General features: G+C 64.5%; 18 protein-coding genes. 10 read left to right on the forward strand and 8 right to left on the reverse strand.

Annotated elements, in window-relative coordinates:
- Positions 1 to 5: 5 nt before the first annotated feature.
- The 6 genes from ACUCV3_RS10690 to ACUCV3_RS10715 all read right to left on the reverse strand — a co-directional run bounded on the left by ACUCV3_RS10690 (position 6) and on the right by ACUCV3_RS10715 (position 5772).
- Entirely contained in the window at positions 6 to 386 is a 381-nt protein-coding gene (locus tag ACUCV3_RS10690) for a VOC family protein (protein ID WP_279729837.1), read from the reverse strand.
- 26 nt (positions 387 to 412) lie between these two features.
- A complete protein-coding gene (locus ACUCV3_RS10695; protein ID WP_279729838.1) occupies positions 413 to 1525 on the reverse strand; it encodes an S-(hydroxymethyl)glutathione dehydrogenase/class III alcohol dehydrogenase in 1113 nt (370 codons plus the stop codon).
- 518 nt (positions 1526 to 2043) lie between these two features.
- Positions 2044 to 2259, reverse strand: coding sequence for a DUF2093 domain-containing protein (locus tag ACUCV3_RS10700; RefSeq protein ID WP_048936921.1), 216 nt, complete (start codon positions 2257 to 2259; stop codon positions 2044 to 2046).
- Positions 2259 to 3662: an NAD(P)H-dependent flavin oxidoreductase gene (locus ACUCV3_RS10705; protein WP_004212237.1), complete on the reverse strand. Its 1404-nt coding sequence runs from the start codon at positions 3660 to 3662 to the stop codon at positions 2259 to 2261. The genes ACUCV3_RS10700 and ACUCV3_RS10705 overlap by 1 nt, the downstream gene beginning before the upstream one ends.
- A 93-nt stretch (positions 3663 to 3755) precedes the next feature.
- Entirely contained in the window at positions 3756 to 4910 is a 1155-nt protein-coding gene (locus ACUCV3_RS10710) for a glycosyltransferase (protein ID WP_279729839.1), read from the reverse strand.
- Positions 4903 to 5772: an alpha/beta fold hydrolase gene (locus tag ACUCV3_RS10715; RefSeq protein ID WP_279729840.1), complete on the reverse strand. Its 870-nt coding sequence runs from the start codon at positions 5770 to 5772 to the stop codon at positions 4903 to 4905. Before ACUCV3_RS10715 ends, ACUCV3_RS10710 begins: the two co-directional genes overlap by 8 nt.
- 37 nt (positions 5773 to 5809) lie before the next feature.
- On the opposite strand from ACUCV3_RS10715, the gene ACUCV3_RS10720 reads away from it, so the two are divergent.
- Positions 5810 to 7207: a protein adenylyltransferase SelO family protein gene (locus ACUCV3_RS10720; RefSeq protein WP_279729841.1), complete on the forward strand. Its 1398-nt coding sequence runs from the start codon at positions 5810 to 5812 to the stop codon at positions 7205 to 7207.
- A gap of 335 nt (positions 7208 to 7542) precedes the next feature.
- Positions 7543 to 7953: an SMI1/KNR4 family protein gene (locus ACUCV3_RS10725; RefSeq protein WP_048938741.1), complete on the forward strand. Its 411-nt coding sequence runs from the start codon at positions 7543 to 7545 to the stop codon at positions 7951 to 7953.
- 896 nt (positions 7954 to 8849) lie between these two features.
- Here ACUCV3_RS10725 and ACUCV3_RS10730 read toward each other — a convergent pair.
- Positions 8850 to 9098, reverse strand: a complete 249-nt coding sequence (locus ACUCV3_RS10730) for a hypothetical protein (RefSeq protein ID WP_279729842.1) — start codon at positions 9096 to 9098, stop codon at positions 8850 to 8852.
- A 45-nt stretch (positions 9099 to 9143) separates the two neighbouring features.
- The gene (locus ACUCV3_RS10735) at positions 9144 to 9392 is read right to left on the reverse strand and encodes a hypothetical protein (protein WP_279729843.1); all 249 of its coding nucleotides are present in this window, start codon (positions 9390 to 9392) and stop codon (positions 9144 to 9146) included.
- A 281-nt stretch (positions 9393 to 9673) separates the two neighbouring features.
- Here ACUCV3_RS10735 and ACUCV3_RS10740 point away from each other — a divergent pair, with 281 nt between their 5' ends.
- The 8 genes from ACUCV3_RS10740 to ACUCV3_RS10775 all read left to right on the forward strand — a co-directional run bounded on the left by ACUCV3_RS10740 (position 9674) and on the right by ACUCV3_RS10775 (position 17984).
- Entirely contained in the window at positions 9674 to 10324 is a 651-nt protein-coding gene (locus ACUCV3_RS10740) for an RBBP9/YdeN family alpha/beta hydrolase (RefSeq protein ID WP_482240614.1), read from the forward strand.
- Between the two features lie 246 nt (positions 10325 to 10570).
- Complete coding sequence (gene astD, locus ACUCV3_RS10745) at positions 10571 to 12004, forward strand: succinylglutamate-semialdehyde dehydrogenase (protein ID WP_048936928.1); 1434 nt, start codon at positions 10571 to 10573, stop codon at positions 12002 to 12004.
- Positions 12005 to 12092: 88 nt separating this feature from the next.
- Positions 12093 to 12881: a uroporphyrinogen-III C-methyltransferase gene (gene cobA, locus ACUCV3_RS10750; RefSeq protein WP_048936929.1), complete on the forward strand. Its 789-nt coding sequence runs from the start codon at positions 12093 to 12095 to the stop codon at positions 12879 to 12881.
- Positions 12878 to 13174, forward strand: coding sequence for a DUF2849 domain-containing protein (locus tag ACUCV3_RS10755; protein ID WP_004212225.1), 297 nt, complete (start codon positions 12878 to 12880; stop codon positions 13172 to 13174). Before cobA ends, ACUCV3_RS10755 begins: the two co-directional genes overlap by 4 nt.
- Before the next feature lies 1 nt (position 13175).
- On the forward strand, positions 13176 to 14807 hold the full coding sequence (locus ACUCV3_RS10760) for a nitrite/sulfite reductase (RefSeq protein ID WP_279729846.1): 1632 nt from the start codon (positions 13176 to 13178) through the stop codon (positions 14805 to 14807).
- Positions 14800 to 15240 (forward strand): DUF934 domain-containing protein, encoded by a 441-nt coding sequence (locus tag ACUCV3_RS10765; RefSeq protein ID WP_004212223.1) that lies wholly within the window; start codon positions 14800 to 14802, stop codon positions 15238 to 15240. The genes ACUCV3_RS10760 and ACUCV3_RS10765 overlap by 8 nt, the downstream gene beginning before the upstream one ends.
- Positions 15233 to 16033, forward strand: coding sequence for a phosphoadenylyl-sulfate reductase (locus ACUCV3_RS10770; protein WP_279729847.1), 801 nt, complete (start codon positions 15233 to 15235; stop codon positions 16031 to 16033). Before ACUCV3_RS10765 ends, ACUCV3_RS10770 begins: the two co-directional genes overlap by 8 nt.
- Positions 16034 to 16172: 139 nt before the next feature.
- The gene (locus ACUCV3_RS10775) at positions 16173 to 17984 is read left to right on the forward strand and encodes a DUF885 domain-containing protein (protein WP_279729848.1); all 1812 of its coding nucleotides are present in this window, start codon (positions 16173 to 16175) and stop codon (positions 17982 to 17984) included.
- Positions 17985 to 18002: the final 18 nt, after the last annotated feature.

Raw genomic sequence — 18002 nt, forward strand, 5'->3', positions numbered from 1 at the left:
CTTCCTCAGCCGATCCGATGCAGGCCGCACAGCTTGTTGCCGGCGGGATCGCGCAGATAGGCGAGATAGAGCTTGCCGAAGCCGCCCTCGCGCACGCCCGGCGGATCTTCACAAGCCGTGCCGCCCGCCGCGACCCCGGCCGCATGCCAGGCATCGGCCTGCTCGGTCGATGTCATGCGGAAACCGATCGTGCCGCCATTGGCGTGGCAGGCTGCCTCGCCGTCGATCGGTTTTGTGACCATGAACAGCGCGCCGTCATGCATGTAGATCAGCCGCCCCTTGTCGTCCTGCATCGCCGGCTTGCCGCCGACCGCACCGAACAGCGCGTCATAAAAGGCGCGCGAAGCGTCGAGATCATTCGATCCCACCATCACATGGCTGAACATGGTCACTCTCCTGTTGGGTTATCGGTTCAGAAGACGACGACGCTGCGGATGCTCTCGCCCGCATGCATCAGGTCGAAACCCTTGTTGATGTCCTCCAGCCCCATGACATGGGTGATCATCGGGTCGATCTCGATCTTGCCGGTCATGTACATGTCGACGATCTTGGGCACGTCGGTGCGGCCCTTGGCCCCACCAAAGGCGGTGCCGCGCCAGTTGCGGCCCGTGACCAGCTGGAACGGACGGGTGCTGATTTCCTTGCCGGCCTCGGCCACGCCGATGATGATGCTGGTGCCCCAGCCGCGATGGCAGGCTTCCAGCGCCACGCGCATCACTTCGGTGTTGCCGGTGGCGTCGAACGTGTAGTCCGCGCCGCCATCGGTCATCGCGACGATCGCGGCGACCACCTCCTCGCGGCTCATCCCCTTGGAGTTGAGGAATTCGGTCATGCCGAACCTGCGGCCCCATTCCTCGCGATCGGGATTGATGTCGACGCCGATGATCTTGTTCGCACCGGCCAGGCGCGCACCTTGGATCACGTTGAGGCCAATGCCGCCCAGGCCGAAGATCACGACATTGTCGCCGACCTGCACCTTGGCGGTGTTGATCACCGCGCCGACGCCCGTGGTGACGCCGCAGCCGATATAGCAGCTGCTCTGGAACGGCGCGTCCTCGCGAATCTTGGCCAGCGCGATCTCCGGCAGGACGGTGAAGTTGGAGAAGGTCGAGCAGCCCATATAATGGAAGATCGGCTGGCCCTTGTAGGAAAAGCGGGTCGTGCCGTCGGGCATCAGCCCCTTGCCCTGGGTCGCGCGGATCGCGGTGCAGAGGTTCGTCTTGCCGCTCAGGCACGACTTACACTGGCGGCATTCCGGCGTGTAGAGCGGGATGACATGGTCGCCCGGCACCAAGCTCGTGACGCCGGGACCAACCTCGCGAACGATGCCGGCGCCCTCATGGCCCAGGATCGAGGGGAAGATGCCCTCGCTGTCGAACCCGTCCAGCGTATAGGCATCGGTATGACAGATGCCGGTCGCCATGATCTCGACCAGGACTTCGCCCGCCTTGGGGCCTTCCAGATCGACCTCGACGATTTCGAGGGGCTTCTTCGCTTCGAAGGCGACGGCGGCGCGGGTTTTCACGGCGGGCTACTCCCATGACTGGCGTGAACGGGCGCCCCGAGGACGCCCTGTTAAAAGCATTCCCGGCGTTCATATCGGTTCCGGCAGCAATTGCCAGCCGATACCGCTGTCCAAAGGAGAGGAAAATCCAGCAGGATCCGAAAAAAACAAAGCGCATCCAGCGACTTGCATCGCCAAACGGATCGCCCTGCCTTTCCCGGTCGCGTCCTGTTTAGAAGGACACGTTGTAAATGAACCAGCCCAGGATCAGCAGGCTGCTCACCAGACAGATACGATCGCCGAAGACATCAATTCGAGACATCTGACACATCCTTCACCCAAAAGACGATCTGCGCCGCCTGTTGAGGAAGAATACATCAGATAAATGGACGTGGGAACAGCAATCTCATGACAAAACGTGCCGCCAGGGCGATGAATGGAAATCGCAACATCTTGAAATTTTCGCTGCAGCGCACAGCGATCATTCAACTAATCGAACGATGCCAAAAAGCCGAATAGTGGCAGGCACTTACCGCGGCTCAGCGAAATGCTGCACCGCGGTGGCGCAGGAAGGAGGCCGTCGCCTCCTCCGGCCCGCGATAGGCTTCCTGAAACTCGGCGCTCCAATATTTCAGGTCGTCGAGGTCGATTCGCGCGCCCGATACGGCGCAGAGCACGAACTGCCCCGGCCGTACCACGTCGAAATGCGGCGTGTCATATTGCAGCACCGCCAGCCCTTGAATATCCGCCGCCATCAGTCGCCGGTCAGGATGCGGTCGACCAGCTGCTTCACGGTCGGCACGAACCCGTTCGAATAGAAGGGGTCCTGCTTGAAGCGATAGGCGGCATGGCCGGCGAACAGCAGATTCTTGTCCAGGTCGCCGCCATGGACCGATTCCTGCAGCGACTTCTGGATGCAGAAGCTGCGCGGATCAGCCAGGCGACCGGTGGAGTTGGTTTCGCTGTCCATCCAGCTGGAGAAGCTGCACTGCGACAGGCAGCCCATGCAGTCGGTCTGGTCCTTGCGGATTTCCGCCTTCTCTTCCTCGGTCACGAAGACGAGCGTGTTGTCCGGCGTCTTGAGCGCGGAGGTGAAGCCTTGGCCCACCCATTCGCGCGCACGCAGCAGGTCGCCTACCGTAACCCAGAAATTCTTGCCCTTCACGCCCGCGTCGAGCTGATGGGTATGATCGCCCGCCTGCTCGGTGCTGAACGGGATCTGGCGGTCCGACCGCGCTTCGAGCGAGCGCAGGAAGGGATTGCGGATCGCCGAGCTGTAGAAGCCGGTGGGCGAGAATTTGTGCAGCAGCACGTCGCCCGGTTCCAGCTGCATCAGCCGGTCCTTCCAGTCCTGCGGGATCGGGCTTTCCTGGGTCAGCAGCGGACGGGTGCCGAACTGGAACATGATCGCGCCCAGCTCGGGATTGTCGATCCAGTCGTTCCAGTCCTTGAGCGCCCAGACGCCGCCGGCCATGACGATCGGCACGTCGTCGGAAATGCCGCCTTCGCGCATCGTGGCGCGCAGGTCGCGCACGCGCGGATAGGGATCCTGCGGCGCACGCGGATCTTCCGCATTCGACAGGCCGTTGTGGCCGCCGGCCAGCCAGGGATCTTCATAGACCACCGCGCCCAGCCATTCCGAAGCCTTGGAATAAGCGCGCTTCCACAGCGCGCGGAAGGCACGGCCCGACGACACGATCGGCAGATAGCTGACATTGTAGGAGGCAGCGATTTCGCTGAGCTTGTAGGGCATGCCCGCGCCACAGGTGACGCCGGCGACCATGCCCTTGGTCTTTTCCAGCACGCCGTGCAGCACGCGCTGCGCACCACCCATTTCCCACAGCACGTTGATGTTGATCGCGCCCTTGCCGCCGGCAATCTCATAGGCGCGCTTCACCTGCTCGACGGCACCGTCGATGGCATAGGCGATCAGTTCCTCATGGCGGTCGCGGCGGGTGCGGCCATGATAGATTTGCGGGATGATATTGCCCATGGAGTCATAGCTGTCGGCATTGACCGCCGATACCGTGCCGATGCCCCCGGCAGCCGCCCAGGCGCCCGAACTGGCGTGGTTGGAAACAGCAACACCCTTGCCACCTTCGACCAGCGGCCAGACTTCACGGCCACCATAGACGATGGGTTTCAAACCCTTGAACAACGACTTCTCCCGCGAAATGAACCGGCCTCCCCAGACCGGTTGAAATGTCGTCCTATAACAGTTTTTGTCAGGGATGACGAACTGTAGGGCGCCCTAGCGCAAAATGTGGGGGCTGGCCAGAGCCTCGCCATATAATGCGGCATAGGCGTCGACCATGGTCTTTTCGTCATAATCGCGCTGCGCCCGCACCCGGTTTGCCGCCCCCAATGCGGCGCGCAATTCCGGGTCGGCGGCCAGCGTCCCCAGCGCATCGGCCAGCCCCCGCTCGTCCGCCGCGACGAAGGGGCGGTTGGCCGGCGCGACCATATTGGCGACGTCGCCGACATCGGTCGACGCCACCGGCAGTCCGGCCGCCATCGCCTCAACCAGCGAGATCGGGAACTGCTCGCTGTCCGACGACAGGGCAAAAATGTCGAACAGGCCGATGAAGCGCCAGGGGTCGGTCATGAACCCGGCCAGACAGATATCGTCCAGCCCCTGCGCCGCCGCCTCGGCCAGGATCGCGTCGCGCTCCGGCCCCTCGCCCACCACCACCAGTTGCAGCCGTTCGCGATGGGCGGCCACCGCGCGCACCAGCCGGGGAATATTCTTGACCGCGCGCAGCCCTGCCAGCGTGCCGACCAGCAGCTTGCCCGGCGTGCGCACCAGACCCGGTATCGCATCCGGTGCCGGCGCCTGCGCATAGCGCGCCACATCGATGCCGTTGCGGATCAGATGGACCTTGCCCGCCGGCTGCTTCCACGCCTGATGCGCGATCCGCTCCAGCCGGGCCGAGGGCACGACCAGCGCCTGCGCCCGCCCTAGCGCCATGCGCCGATAGAGATTGCGCTGCGGCTTCAGCCCCGCCGCCTCGTCGGCGTTGAAGCCATCCTCATGATGGATCAGCGGCGGCAGGCGCATCGACCGGGCGAACAGCCGGTGCGCCATCACCCCGTCCATCGCCCCCCAATTATAGCCCAGCACCAGGTCATAGCCGGACAGGAACTGCGCGATCGCGCGGAACCGCGCCAGCCCCGGCCGCCCGGCAAAGGGCGGCGCTTCGGGAAAATCGACCGGCACCTGCGGTTCGATCGCGCTTCGGGCACCCAGCGCCTCGGGCGCGGCGCTGACGATGCTGTGCCGCGCCTTGTTGCCCCAGATGTTCATCAGCCGGATCGCGCGGGCTTCCTTGCCGCCCAGGGTGAAGCTGCCATGGATATGCAGGATGCGCGGCGGATCGCCCCGCCTCACGCCGCCGCCATCAGCCACGCAGCACGCGTTCCAGCAAACGGTCGATCCCGGCCGCCGCCTCCGGCTCGTCCAGTGCCGGCGCATGGCCGACATCAGACACCGTCACCAGTTCCGCGCTTGGCCCCACCTCGCGCGCCATCCGCTCCGCCGTCGGCGCGCTCAGCAGGTCCGACCGGCCACCGCGCAGCAACAGGGTCGGAATGCCCTGAAACGCCGCCATCACCGGCCACATGTCGACACCCGCCTCGCCGCCGGGCGCGCGCAGCGGCTCGGCGATGCGCATGTCATAGTCGAGCACGATCCGTCCGCCGCTGTTCAGCCGATAGAGCCGCTTGGCCATCGCCAGCCATTGCTCCAGCCCATAGGCCGGATAAACATCGCCATTCGCTTCCTCCAGCGCGCGGGCCGCATGGACCCAGCTCGGGTGCGACTGGCCGACGCCGACATAGCCGCGAATCCGCTCCAGCCCCGCCTCGTCCAGCGTCGGGCCGACATCGTTCAGCACCGCGCCCGCCAGCCATTCGCGATGGGTGGCGGCGATGAGCATGGTGATGATCCCGCCCAGCGACGTGCCGACCGCCACGAAGCGGGTGATCGCCAGGTCCGCCAGCAACCGACCGATATCCTGCAAATAGGTCAGCGGCACATAGCTCATCGGATCCTTGGCATAGGCGCTTTCCGCGCGCCCCCGCATATCCGGGCAGATCACCCGCCACTCGCCCGCCAGCCGCTGTGCCAGCGGCTCGAAATCGCGCGCATTGCGGGTTAGCCCCGGCAGGCACAGCACGGGCGGCCGCCCATCCTCGCCGCCCGCATAGTCGCGATAATGCAGCCGCAGTCCATCCGGGGACCACCAATATGCGTCACTATAGCCGGTCAAGCTTGATCCTTCCGCCCATGCTCCCCCATATCGCCGCATGGACAACAAGCCGCAAGCCGCCAATTACCACCCCGCCACGGAAATCACCGCGCTGATGCCCGACATCGCCGATCCGGTGCATGCTGCGGACTTTCCACAGACCCTGTTGCGCTTCCGCAATGACTGCGCCGCCGCCACTGTCGGCCTCGATCATCTGAGCGACGAAGAGTGGATAGCCCATTTCGGCCGCTTCGCGCCCCTGCCCGACAACCTCCCCCAGCCGCTCGCCCTGCGTTACCATGGCCATCAGTTCCGCCATTATAATCCCGATATCGGCGACGGCCGCGGCTTCCTGTTCGCGCAGATGCGCGACGCGGACGGCCGCCTGCTCGACCTGGGCACCAAGGGATCGGGCCAGACCCCCTATAGCCGCTTTGGCGACGGGCGCCTGACACTCAAGGGCGGCGTGCGCGAGATTTTGGCGACCGAGATGCTGGAGGCGCTGGGCGTCAACACGTCGAAGACCTTCTCGATCATCGAGACCGGCGAGGCGCTGGAGCGCAATGACGAGCCATCCCCCACGCGCGGCGCGGCGATGGTCCGTCTCAGCCATTCGCATATCCGCATCGGCAGCTTCCAGCGCGCCGCCTATATCGAGGACAACAGGTTGCTCGAAAGGCTGACCGACTATGCTCTCACCCGCCTCTATGGGGAACAGCCCGGCGACAATCCGCCCGCCCAGTTGCTCGGCCGCGTGGTCGATCGCACCGCCGACCTGGCCGCCAGCTACATGGTCGCCGGCTTCGTCCATGGCGTGCTCAACAGCGACAATATCAATGTCACCGGCGAAAGCTTCGATTATGGCCCCTGGCGCTTCACGCCGCTCTGGGACGCGGGCTTCACCGCCGCCTATTTCGACCATGCCGGCCTCTATGCCTTCGCCCGCCAGGCCGAGGCGATCCATTGGGACGTCGCCCAACTCGCCGTGTCGCTGCGACCATTAACCGAGGCGCCGCCGCTGATCGAACAGCTCGAACGCTTCCCCGCCCTCTATGCGCAGGCGATGCAGCGCCGCTTCTGCTGGCGCCTCGGCGTCCTGCCGGGCGCGAACAGCGCCGCCATGACCGAAACCGCCGTGCGCGCGATGATGACCACCGCGACGCCGATCGACATCTTCTTCCACGACTGGCGCGGCGGCACGCCCCGCAACCCCGCCCGCTACAGCGAACCGATCTGGGCCGAACTGCGCGACCAACTGACCAACCACCCGCCCGTCCCCGGCGCCTGCGACCACGCCTATTGGTCGGACGACGCCCCCTGCTCCATGCATATCGACGAAGTGGAAGCGATCTGGAGCGCGATCGACCAGTCCGACGACTGGTCCCCGCTCCACGCCAAGGTCACCGCCATCCGCCGCATGGGCGAGGCCCATGCGGCCGCGCCGACGCTGCCGTGAGAAAGGTCCAGACCCGGCAAAGCAAGTGGCACCACACCTGATCGCGTGGCGGAATGAGGTGGGAAGCGGTCTGCCCGATAATTCCTCCCCAAGCTTGCTTGGGGAGGGGGACCGCCGAAGGCGGTGGAGGGGCGAGAGAGGTGCGTTTGCGGCATAGCCCCTCCGTCAGCGTTGCGCGCTGTTCAATGGAGACACGTGTCTCCATTGAACTCCCCAAGGCAAGCTTGGGAAGGAATTAGAAACGTCCGCTGCGGGTGGATGGCGGACAGTCTGCTTCGGCTTGCACAACACCACTAAGCAGACAAGTATGCCTCCAACCAAAGGGAAGGCGAAAGATGCTTGAAGGGCGTGATTGGTTTGGGCTGGACGGCGCTGCTATATCGGAATTGGCCGCCTTAAAAGCGGTCGCCCCAGATGGCATCCCTTCCATCTATCTCGACCTGCTTGCATTTAGCAACGGCGGCGAAGGCCCCTTGCCTGTCAGCCCATACAACTTCTGCTTGGATGCGGCGGCGACCGTGGTGGAGAACATCAAAAACTCAAACTATAGCCAACCTCATCTGCAAGGCTTTCTTATCTTCGGCAGTAGCGGAGGTGGAGAATATCTCGCCTTCGACATCCGTGCACCAGCATCTTGGCATGTTGTTACTATCGACATGGTAGCAGGTGGCGACACAGCAGAGGTCGTCGCGCCTGATTTTGACGTTTTCTATGACTGGATCGGGTTAGAGGCAGCCGCGCCCTGAACGTCTAAAAGTGGTCGTCAGCGGCCCGTTATCGCCATGCCAATCGCTGCCACCGCCAGCATAGCAGCAAGACACATCACCGACCAAAACAGGACGGGTTGCTTGGATCGCTCAACGCCACCGCTATGGATTGCTACGGTTCCCCATCGAAAGCCCACGAACAAAACGAAAGCCGATACGGCCAGAAGCATAAGATTGAGAGCAAGCGGGGTCATTCAACAATCATAGCCTACCGATCTCGATATAAGCAATAAAACGTCCGCTTTCGGGGAAACAGCGTTGGCGAAGGAACGTCCAAAAATGGTCGCTTCCAGACCGCCTAACTCAGCTGTCCTACTCCGCCTTTCTCTGATCTACCCTTGGAAATGGATCAATCGCACGATCTTCACGCCATCTCGCGGTCGCTCCGCAACCGCCTGCTGGCGCATGGGCGTCGCTTCGCTGTCGCCCCGCTGTCGCGTCACCGAGGCGTGGTGATGACCCGATTTCGATGCGCGTGTCGCTTCACAGGCGCGCCGTCGGCGCGTCGCAGGAGCATCACCGGTGCATTTCGCTGGAATCCGCCTCACGACACTGTGAACTTCGACTGTCGCGTCGATTTACGGTCGAGACCTGCCAGCAATTTTCCGGAAGAAGCCGGGCCAGTCCGGCCAATTGCAGCGCCCCGCAGCAGCGCGACACGGAAAAAGCGTCCCGCCTTTGCCCCGGAAGGCGGGACGGGACGCTCCATCGGTCGCAGGCCGCCCCGTGATAACCATGCGCGGGCCGCGTCCGTCGAACCAACGACATCGGAGCGAGGCCGTTCCGGCGTTGATCGCGGGCCTGGTGCGACCTGCCGCAAAATCCGCCCCATCCGGGCAGCCTCCCGGCATCGCGTCGCCGGGAGGCGCTGCGCCTCAGCGCCGGGCAAGCTGAACGGCCGACTTGTGGCTGATGGTCAGGCCCGCATCGGCCCAGCCCTGCCTGCTGCGGCAATCGACGCGCGGCACCAGCGTGCTCGGCTGCACTTCGCGGAAGCAGTAGCGGTCGGTTTTCTCTTCATAGCTGACCTTGGCGTTGCCAAACTTGCCCACGGGCTGGGCGAAGACGGGCGCGGCGGCAACGGTCATGGCGGCGGCAGCGGCGATGATGGCGATGGTCTTCATGAGCAAATTCCTTCCCTGATTTTGATGGATCGGCGGCGCCGGCGTTCAGCGCTGGGCCAACTGGACGGCCGGCTTGCGGCTGATGGTCAGGCCCGCGTCGGCCCAGTCCTGCTTGCTGCGGCAATCGACGCGCGGCACCAGCGTGCTGGGCTGCACTTCGCGGAAGCAGTAGCGGTCGGTCTTTTCTTCATAGCGGACCTTGGCATTGCCGAACTCGCCTTCGGGCTGAGCGAAGGCGGGCGCGGCAGCAACGGTCATGGCGGTGGCAGCGGCGATGATGGTGATGGTCTTCATGAGCAAATTCCTTCCCTGAAATCTCGTTCCGCGACCCCGATCGGGTCGTGCCAGGAGCATTGCAGGGGCCGTGCCAATTTGCCGAAAGCCCGGAAAATCGGGCCTAAGTCCGCGCAAATCACATTTGCCGCACGAAAATTACACCAACAGTCGGCGATATATTTTTATATTTGGCATTTTCCGCGAACGACGATCCATCCCAACTTCGCCACGCATCAGCAAAGCTTTATTGTCAATCAAATCAGTAGTGATAAAATTGCCCCATAGATTTGGAGGTGCAGATGACGATTCACACCCTGTCGGACGACCAGACCCCCACCATCCTGACCGTGCCCGGCCTGATGAACAGCGGTCCGGGCCACTGGCAAAGCCTTTGGGAAAAGGCGCTTCCCGACTGCCATCGGGTCGAACTGGGCAGCTGGGACGCGCCCCATCGCAATGCCTGGATCACCAACCTGGGCCATGCCATCGCCCAGGTTGACGGGCCGGTGATCCTGGCCGCGCACAGCCTTGGCTGCCATGCGGTCGCCTGGTGGGCAGCGTTCGAAACCGGACAGTTGCGGGACAAGGTGGCCGGCGCCCTGCTGGTGGCGCCGCCGGAAGTGGACAGCGGCGCGGTCGACCGCCGCCTCGTCGGCTTCGGCCCCACGCCCAAGGGGCTGCTCCCCTTCCCCTCGATCGTCGTCGCCAGTCGCAACGATCCCTATATCGACTTTGCCAGCGCCCGGCGGCTCGCCCAATTCTGGGGCAGCCAGTTCGCCGACGCGGGCGAAAGCGGCCATATCAACGCCGCGTCGGACCTGGGCGAATGGAGCTTCGGCCAGTTCCTGCTCAACCACCTGACCGATCGGACAGCGCCGGCCGATCTTGCCGCGGTTCGCAACGAAGAAGCCCGGCGCAGCGCCGAAATGGCGATCCGCTACGGCTTCTGATCGCCGCTCACAGGCGGCCGCGCTGTCCTATTCGACGGCAGGATGATACAGGATCGATCCGGCATCGGCGCCCGCCCTGGCCGGATCGACCCAGCATCATAAAATTTCCAACTTCGGTTCTTAAATGTCCAAATATGCGGGAAATATGGGAAGTTAAGCGGAACATTTCCTATTGGCCGAACGTAGAAGAGCGCCCTCCATGCCCCGCTCTTCCTTCGTTAACCATTTTCGGTCATATCCTGCACCATGTCCGCCTCGCTGACGTCCCATGAACCCGCGACCGGCGCCCTGCTATGGCAGGGCGAAAGCGGCGACGTGGACGATATCGTCGCCCGCGCCCGCACCGGCTGGCCGCGCTGGGCCGCACAGCCGGTCGCCTTCCGCATCGAAACGCTGCGCCGCTTCGTCAATGTCGTGCGCGCCCATGAGGAGGAACTGGCCGACCTGATCGCCCGCGAAACCGGAAAGCCGCTATGGGACGCCCGGACCGAGGTGACGGCGGTCATGGCCAAGATCGACACATCGGTCGCCGCCTATTCCGAACGCACCGGCCAGCGCCGGCTGGAGGCCAATCTGGGCGCCCGCCAGTCGGTGCGGCACAAGCCCCATGGCGTGATGGCGGTGCTTGGCCCCTATAATTTCCCGGCCCATCTGCCCAATGGCCACATCATCCCGGCGCTGCTGGCGGGCAATGCCGTCATCTTCAAGCCGTCGGAAAAGACCCCAGCGGTCGGCGAGATGCTGGTGCGCTTCTATCATGAAGCGGGCGTCCCCACCGATGCCGTCCAGTTGCTGCTCGGCGGCGCGGAGGAAGGCAAGGCGCTGGCCGCCCATGCCGATGTCGCGGGCATATTGTTCACCGGATCGGCCCAGACCGGCATCGCCATCAACCGCCAGTTCGCCACCCAGCCGGGCAAGATCCTGGCGCTCGAGATGGGCGGCAACAATCCGCTGGTCGTCTGGGACACGCCGGAAATCGGCGCCGCCGCCGCGCTGGTGATCCAGTCCGCCTTCCTGTCGAGCGGCCAGCGCTGCACCGCCGCCAGCCGGCTGATCGTGCGCGACGCGATGGCCGACGCCCTGATCGCCGAGGTCAAGAAGCTCGCCGACCGGCTGATCGTCGATCACCCCCATGCCGATCCGCAGCCCTATATGGGACCGGTCATCGACAATCCGACCGCCGATGGCCTGACCGAAAGCTTCCTCTATCTGATGAGCCATGGCGGCCGGCCGATCAAGCATATGGTCCGGCCGCAAAAGGGCCTGCCCTTCCTGACGCCCGCGATCATCGACGTGACCGCGATGCAGGAACGGCCCGATGTCGAACTGTTCGGCCCGCTGCTCCAGATCGTGCGCGTGCCCGATTTCGAAACCGCCATCGCCGAGGCCAATAGCAGCCGTTATGGCCTGTCCGCCTCGCTCGTCGGCGGCAGTCCCGAACAATATGCACAATTCTGGGACAATGTCCGCGCCGGCGTGATCAACTGGAACCGGCCCACCAATGGCGCATCGGGCACCGCCCCGTTCGGCGGCGTCGGCGTATCCGGCAACCACCGCCCCAGCGCCTATTATGCCGCCGATTATTGCGCCTATCCGGTCGCCTCGGCCGAGATCGAACAGCCCCGCGCCACCATCGGCATCGGCCTCAAGGACATCGACGTCAGCGCCATGGGCGATTGACAACCCGGCTACTGGACAAAACTTTTCCTAAGCCCCTCCATATCCATTCTGAATTGAAACTCCGTCGCCCTTTCGCCATGTGGCGAGCATGGCTGACATTGCACCTGCTACCGTCCACCTGGTGGGCGCGGGACCGGGCGACCCGGAACTGCTGACCATCAAGGCCGTGCGCCTGATCCGCGACGCGCGCCTGATCGTGCATGACGGGCTAGTGTCCGACGACATATTGGCGCTGGCCGGGCCGCAGACGGAACTGGTCTCGGTCGCCAAGCAGCGCAGCCGCCATTCCATGCCGCAGGAGGCGATCAACGCCCTGCTGGTCCGCTTCGCCCTGGCTGGCGAGCCGGTCGTCCGCCTGAAGGGCGGCGATCCCTTCATCTTCGGCCGTGGTGGCGAGGAAGTAGATGCCTGCCGCGCCGCCGGCGTACCGGTCGAGGTCGTGCCGGGCATCAGCGCCGCGATCGGCGCCGCCGCCCAGGCGCAACTGCCGCTGACCCATCGCGAGGCGTCGAGCGCGGTCAGTTTCGTCGCCGGCCAGTGCAAGGGGCTTACCGATCAGGATTGGTCGGGCCTTGCGGGAAAAGGCCGCACGCTCGTCATCTATATGGGCGTCGCGACCGCCGCCGACATCGCCGACAAGCTGATGGCCGACGGCGTGTCGCCGGCGATCCCGGTCGCGGTGCTGGAAAATGGCACGCGCGCCGATATGCGCAGCCTGCGCACCCTGCTCGCCGATCTGGGCGACATGGTGGCGCGTGAAGAAGTCAAAAGCCCGGCCCTGATCGTGGTCGGCGACGTGGCAGCCCATGCCCTGGCACGCGATGTGCTGGCGGACTGGGCGGCAAAAGGGGAGAGTATTTCGGAGATGCGTTCGTGAAGATCCTGACGGGCAATGATCTGGTGACCGGTGATGTCATCTGGTGGGCCGGCGATGGCTGGTCGCGCCAGGTCGGCGACAGCGCCGATGTCGGCGAACAGGGCGACGACCTCGCCCGCACCGAGGAAGCGGCGCTGCGTGTCGTCGGCGCCTATGTGATCGACGCGACCGTCACCGACGAAGGCGTGCGCCCGGCCCATATCAAGGACCGTATCCGCGCCCTTGGCCCCACGGTGCGCCCCGACCTCAATTTGAAACCGAATGACGCCGACGCCGGCAACTGGGTGATCTGACATGTATCGCTACGACAGCTATGACCAGTCCATCGTCGACGCCCGTGTCGATGAATTTCGCGACCAGGTGCAGCGCCGCCTGACCGGCGCGCTGACCGAGGATCAGTTCAAGCCGCTGCGGCTGATGAACGGCCTCTATCTCCAGCTGCACGCCTATATGCTGCGCGTTGCCATCCCCTATGGCACGCTCAGCGGCAAACAGATGCGCAAGTTGGGCGAGATCGCAGCCAAATATGACAAGGGCTATGGCCACTTCACCACGCGCCAGAACCTGCAATATAACTGGATCAAGCTGGCCGATGCGCCCGACATCCTCGCCGAACTGGCGACGGTGGAGATGCACGCCATCCAGACCAGCGGCAATTGCATCCGCAACATCAGTTCCGACCAATATGCCGGCGTTTCCGCCGACGAGGTGGCGGACCCCCGCCCCTGGGCCGAACTGCTGCGCCAATGGTCGAGCTTCCACCCGGAATTCACTTACCTGCCGCGCAAGTTCAAGATTTGCGTGATTGCCAGCGACGATGATCGCGCGGCGATGCGCCTGCACGATATCGGCCTGAAGCTGGTGTCGAAGGACGGCGTCATCGGCGCCGAAGTCTATGCCGGTGGCGGCATGGGCCGCACCCCGATGGTCGCGCCGCAGATCAGGGATTTCGTACCGGAGGAGGAGATCGTCTCCTATCTGGAGGCCTGCCTGCGCGTCTATAATCGCTACGGTCGCCGCGACAACAAGTACAAGGCCCGCATCAAGATCCTGGTCCACGAGATCGGCGTCGAGGAATATAAGCGCCAGGTCGAGGAAGAGTTCGCCCATATGCGCGAACTGGGCCTCAACCCGCCGACCGAGGAACTGGACCGCATCCGCGCCTTCTTCGCCAACCCGGCCTATGAAACGGGCCTGAGCGAAGACATTGATCGCGCCGATCCGGCCTTTGCCCTGTGGATCGACCGTCAGGTCGCGGCGCACAAGCAGCCGGGCTATGCGATCGTCAATATCAGCCTGAAGCCGCTGACCGGTATTCCCGGCGATGCTTCGGCCGAACAGATCGAACTGGTCGCCTCGCTGGCCGAGCAGTACAGCCTCGACGAACTGCGCGTCACCCATGCGCAGAACCTGGTCCTGCCGCATGTGAAGAAGGCGGATCTCTACGCCATCTGGCAGAAGCTGGAGGAAGCGGGTCTGGCCGAGGCAAACCTTGACCTCATCACCGACATCATCGCCTGCCCTGGCCTTGATTATTGCGCACTGGCCAATGCCCGTTCGATCCCGCTGGCGCAGAAGATCGCGCAGCGCTTCGCCGACAATGCGCGTCAGGCCGAACTGGGCGAGCTGAAGCTCAAAATTTCGGGCTGCATCAACGCCTGCGGCCACCATCATGCAGGCCATATCGGCATTTTGGGCGTCGACCGTAAGGGCGTGGAGAATTTCCAGCTGCTGCTCGGCGGTTCCGGCGCGGAGGATGCGTCGCTCGGCCAGATCACCGGCCCCGGTTTCTCCGAAGATGGCGTGGTCGACGCGATCGAGAAGGTCACGGACATCTATCTGGCCGAACGCACCGACGGGGAGCGCTTCCTCGACACCTATCGCCGCATCGGCATGAAGCCCTTCAAGGAGGCGATCTATGGTTGAGTTCCTCTCCTTCCGCGACGGTGAAGCCGCACAGGAGCCGGCTGTGACGGTCGAATCCTTCACCGGCCAGTCCAACGCCACCGCCGTCCGCATCGAGCCGGGCGAGGATGCGCGCGAACTGCTGCCCCATCTCGATCGCCTCTCGCTGGTCGAGGTGAATTTCCCCGCCTATGGCGACGGGCGCGGCTATTCGGCGGCCCGTATCCTGCGGGAATCGGGCTATCAGGGCGAATTGCGCGCCGTGGGCGATGTGCTGGTCGACCAGATCAACGCCATGCGCCGCTGCGGCTTCGACAGTTTCCACCCCGCCAAAGCCCTGGATGACGCCGCCGTGGAGCGTGCGCTCACCCGCTATGCCGACGTCTATCAGAAGACGATCGATGGCCGTCAGCCCGTCTGGGCGAAACGGCATCCGGAGAAAATTGATGGCTGAACCTGCCCGCCAGATCCCAGAGCGGCTAGTAGATGTGATCGATGCCCGCCCCGTCTTTACCCAGGGGGATGCCGATGCGCTCAACGCGCGCTTCGAGGGCGTCGATACGCTGACCATGCTCAAGACCGTGTTCGCGGAAGGCCTCGCCGGCAATGTCGGCGTCGTCTCTTCCTTCGGCACGGAAAGCGCGGTGCTGCTCGATCTGGTGGCCAAGGCCGACAAGGCCATCCCGGTGATCTTCGTCGACACGCAGAAGATGTTCGCCGAGACGCTCAACTATCGTGACACACTCATCGCGCGGCTGGGCTTCACCAACAGCAGCGTGGTTGCGCCCGACGCGGCGGTGCTGGCCAAGAAGGACGAGACCGGCCTGCGCTGGTCCTATGATCCCGACGGCTGCTGCGAAATCCGCAAGGTCGAGCCGATGAAGCGCGCCAAGGCGAGCCTGGACGCCTGGATTTCGGGCCGCAAGGCCTTCCAGTCGGTCACGCGCCAGAACCTGCCGCGCTTCGAGGTCGAGGACGGCCGACTGAAGATCAATCCGCTGGGCGACTGGACCAAGACCGATCTGGAAGCCTATTTCGAGGCCGAACAACTGCCGCGTCACCCGCTGGAGGCGCAGGGCTATCTGTCGATCGGCTGCGAACCCTGCACGTCCAAGGTTCTACCGGGCGAAGACCCGCGCGCCGGTCGCTGGCGCGGATGGGACAAGGTGGAATGCGGCATCCATTCGCCGGTAACGCCGATCCCCGTCATCGATCCGGAAGACCCGGCAAACCTGCCCGCCTTCTGATCGCGCCGGGCGCCCTGCGGGGTGCCCGCCCCCTATCTTATTGTAACATTGCGTAACAAGCGCGGGCGCGCGCTGGACCTGTCGTGTCAGCAGCGCAATACACTCCGCCCTTTCCAACGGGACTTAAGGGAGTCGCCCCATGGATCGTCGTCAATTCCTGCTTTCCTCGGGCGCGGTCGCGCTCGCCACCGCTGCGCCACGCGCCCTGGCCCAGGCGGCCGGCGCCGATGATGCCCGCCTGTCGGCCGCCTTCGCCACCGCCTTCGAGCGCCAGCTCGACCTGTCGCCCGCCATGGTCACCAGCCTCGGCCTCGACAAGGGCGCCCGCTCCGCCGCCAAGAGCCAGCTCGACGACAACAGCAAGTCGGGCACGATGAAGAAGCTGGCCGCCACCCAGGCCGCGATCAAGGAGTTCAAGGGCTATGAGGGCGCCGCCCTGTCGGATGCGCAGCGCCTGAACCTGGAGGTCATCCTCTATTCGCTCGACCAGCAGACGGTCGCGCCGGCCAAGTTCGGCCTCAACAGCGTCCAGCGCCCCTATCGCATCTTCCAGCAAGGCGGCAGCTATTTCCAGACGCCCGACTTCCTGAACACCGCGCACACCATCAACACAGCCGGTGATTGCGAGGCCTATGTCGCCCGGCTCGACGCCTTCGCCCGGAACCTGCGGACCGATACCGCGCTGCAGCGGGACGAGGCCGCGCGCGGCTATCTCGCCCCCGGCTGGTCGCTCGACCTGACGCTCGGCCAGATGAAGAAGCTGCGCGGCCAGCCTGCCGCGACCAGCAGCCTGGTCCAGTCGCTGGTGAAGCGCGCCGCGGCCAAGGGCGTGACCGGCGACTGGCAGGCACAGGCCGCCGCCATCGTCGAAAAGTCGATCTATCCCGCGCTCGACGAACAGATCGCCGCAATCGAGGCGTTGAAGCCCAAGACCGCCGCCGGTGACGGCGTATGGCGCACCCCGCGCGGCGATGAAATCTATGCCGCCGCCCTCAAGCAGGCGACCACCACCGACCTTAGCGCCGACCAGATTCATGCCATGGGACTGGAGCAGGTCGCCGACATCAGCGCCAAGCTGGACGTGATCCTGAACGGCGCCGGCTTCACCAAGGGCAGCGTCGGCGAAAAGCTGGCCGCGCTCAATGTCGATCCGGCCCAGCTCTATGCCGACAGCCCGGATGGCCGCGCCGCCCTGCTCGCCCAGCTCAACCGCGACCTCGACGCCATGAAGGCGAAGCTGTCCCAGGCGTTCACGACCATCCCCAACACCCCGCTCGAAATCCGCGCGGTGCCGGTGGAGATCCAGGATGGCGCCTCCAACGGCTATTATAACCGCGCCGCACTCGACGGTTCGCGTCCGGCCATCTACTTCATCAACCTGAAGGACGTCGGCGACTGGCCGAAATATGGCCTGCCGGCCCTCACCTATCATGAAGGCGTGCCCGGCCATCACCTCCAGATCTCGACCGCGCAGACCGCCGGTGACGTGCCGATGCTGCGCAAGGTCGCCTTCATGAGCGCCTATAGCGAAGGCTGGGCGCTCTATGCCGAGCAACTGGCCGACGAGCTGGGCGGCTATGCGACGCCGATCGATCGCGCCGGTTATCTTCAGTCCTTCCTGTTCCGCGCCGCCCGCCTGGTGGTCGACACCGGCATCCATTCCAAGCAGTGGAGCGTCAAGCAGGCGACCGATTACATGGTCGAGAAGACCGGCTTTGCCCGCCCTCGCTGCCAGCGCGAGGTCGAGCGCTACTGCACCCAGCCGGGCCAGGCGACCAGCTACAAGGTCGGCCATGGCAGCTGGACCAAGGCCCGCGAAAAGGCGCAGGCACTGCTGGGCGACAAGTTCGATATCAAGCAGTTCCACGCCGTTCTTGAGGAAGGCGCGATGCCGCTATCGATCCTGGAGAAGCGGATCGAGGATCGCGCCCGCGCCCTCGCGCAGGCCTGACAAAGGACAAGTGGGTCC

Source organism: Sphingobium sp. VMM (assembly GCF_056790315.1).

Bases quoted from the DNA above. Each gene is read 5' to 3' on its own strand.
- astD (WP_048936928.1), top strand. From the start codon at position 10,571: ATGTCCGCCTCGCTGACGTCCCATGAACCCGCGACCGGCGCCCTGCTA.
- ACUCV3_RS10770 (WP_279729847.1), top strand. From the start codon at position 15,233: ATGGCTGAACCTGCCCGCCAGATCCCAGAGCGGCTAGTAGATGTGATC.
- ACUCV3_RS10775 (WP_279729848.1), top strand. From the start codon at position 16,173: ATGGATCGTCGTCAATTCCTGCTTTCCTCGGGCGCGGTCGCGCTCGCC.
- ACUCV3_RS10700 (WP_048936921.1), bottom strand. From the start codon at position 2,259: ATGGCGGCGGATATTCAAGGGCTGGCGGTGCTGCAATATGACACGCCG.
- ACUCV3_RS10730 (WP_279729842.1), bottom strand. From the start codon at position 9,098: ATGAAGACCATCGCCATCATCGCCGCTGCCGCCGCCATGACCGTTGCC.
- ACUCV3_RS10735 (WP_279729843.1), bottom strand. From the start codon at position 9,392: ATGAAGACCATCACCATCATCGCCGCTGCCACCGCCATGACCGTTGCT.
- ACUCV3_RS10725 (WP_048938741.1), top strand. From the start codon at position 7,543: ATGCTTGAAGGGCGTGATTGGTTTGGGCTGGACGGCGCTGCTATATCG.
- cobA (WP_048936929.1), top strand. From the start codon at position 12,093: ATGGCTGACATTGCACCTGCTACCGTCCACCTGGTGGGCGCGGGACCG.
- ACUCV3_RS10740 (WP_482240614.1), top strand. From the start codon at position 9,674: ATGACGATTCACACCCTGTCGGACGACCAGACCCCCACCATCCTGACC.
- ACUCV3_RS10720 (WP_279729841.1), top strand. From the start codon at position 5,810: ATGGACAACAAGCCGCAAGCCGCCAATTACCACCCCGCCACGGAAATC.
- ACUCV3_RS10765 (WP_004212223.1), top strand. From the start codon at position 14,800: ATGGTTGAGTTCCTCTCCTTCCGCGACGGTGAAGCCGCACAGGAGCCG.
- ACUCV3_RS10690 (WP_279729837.1), bottom strand. From the start codon at position 386: ATGTTCAGCCATGTGATGGTGGGATCGAATGATCTCGACGCTTCGCGC.
- ACUCV3_RS10760 (WP_279729846.1), top strand. From the start codon at position 13,176: ATGTATCGCTACGACAGCTATGACCAGTCCATCGTCGACGCCCGTGTC.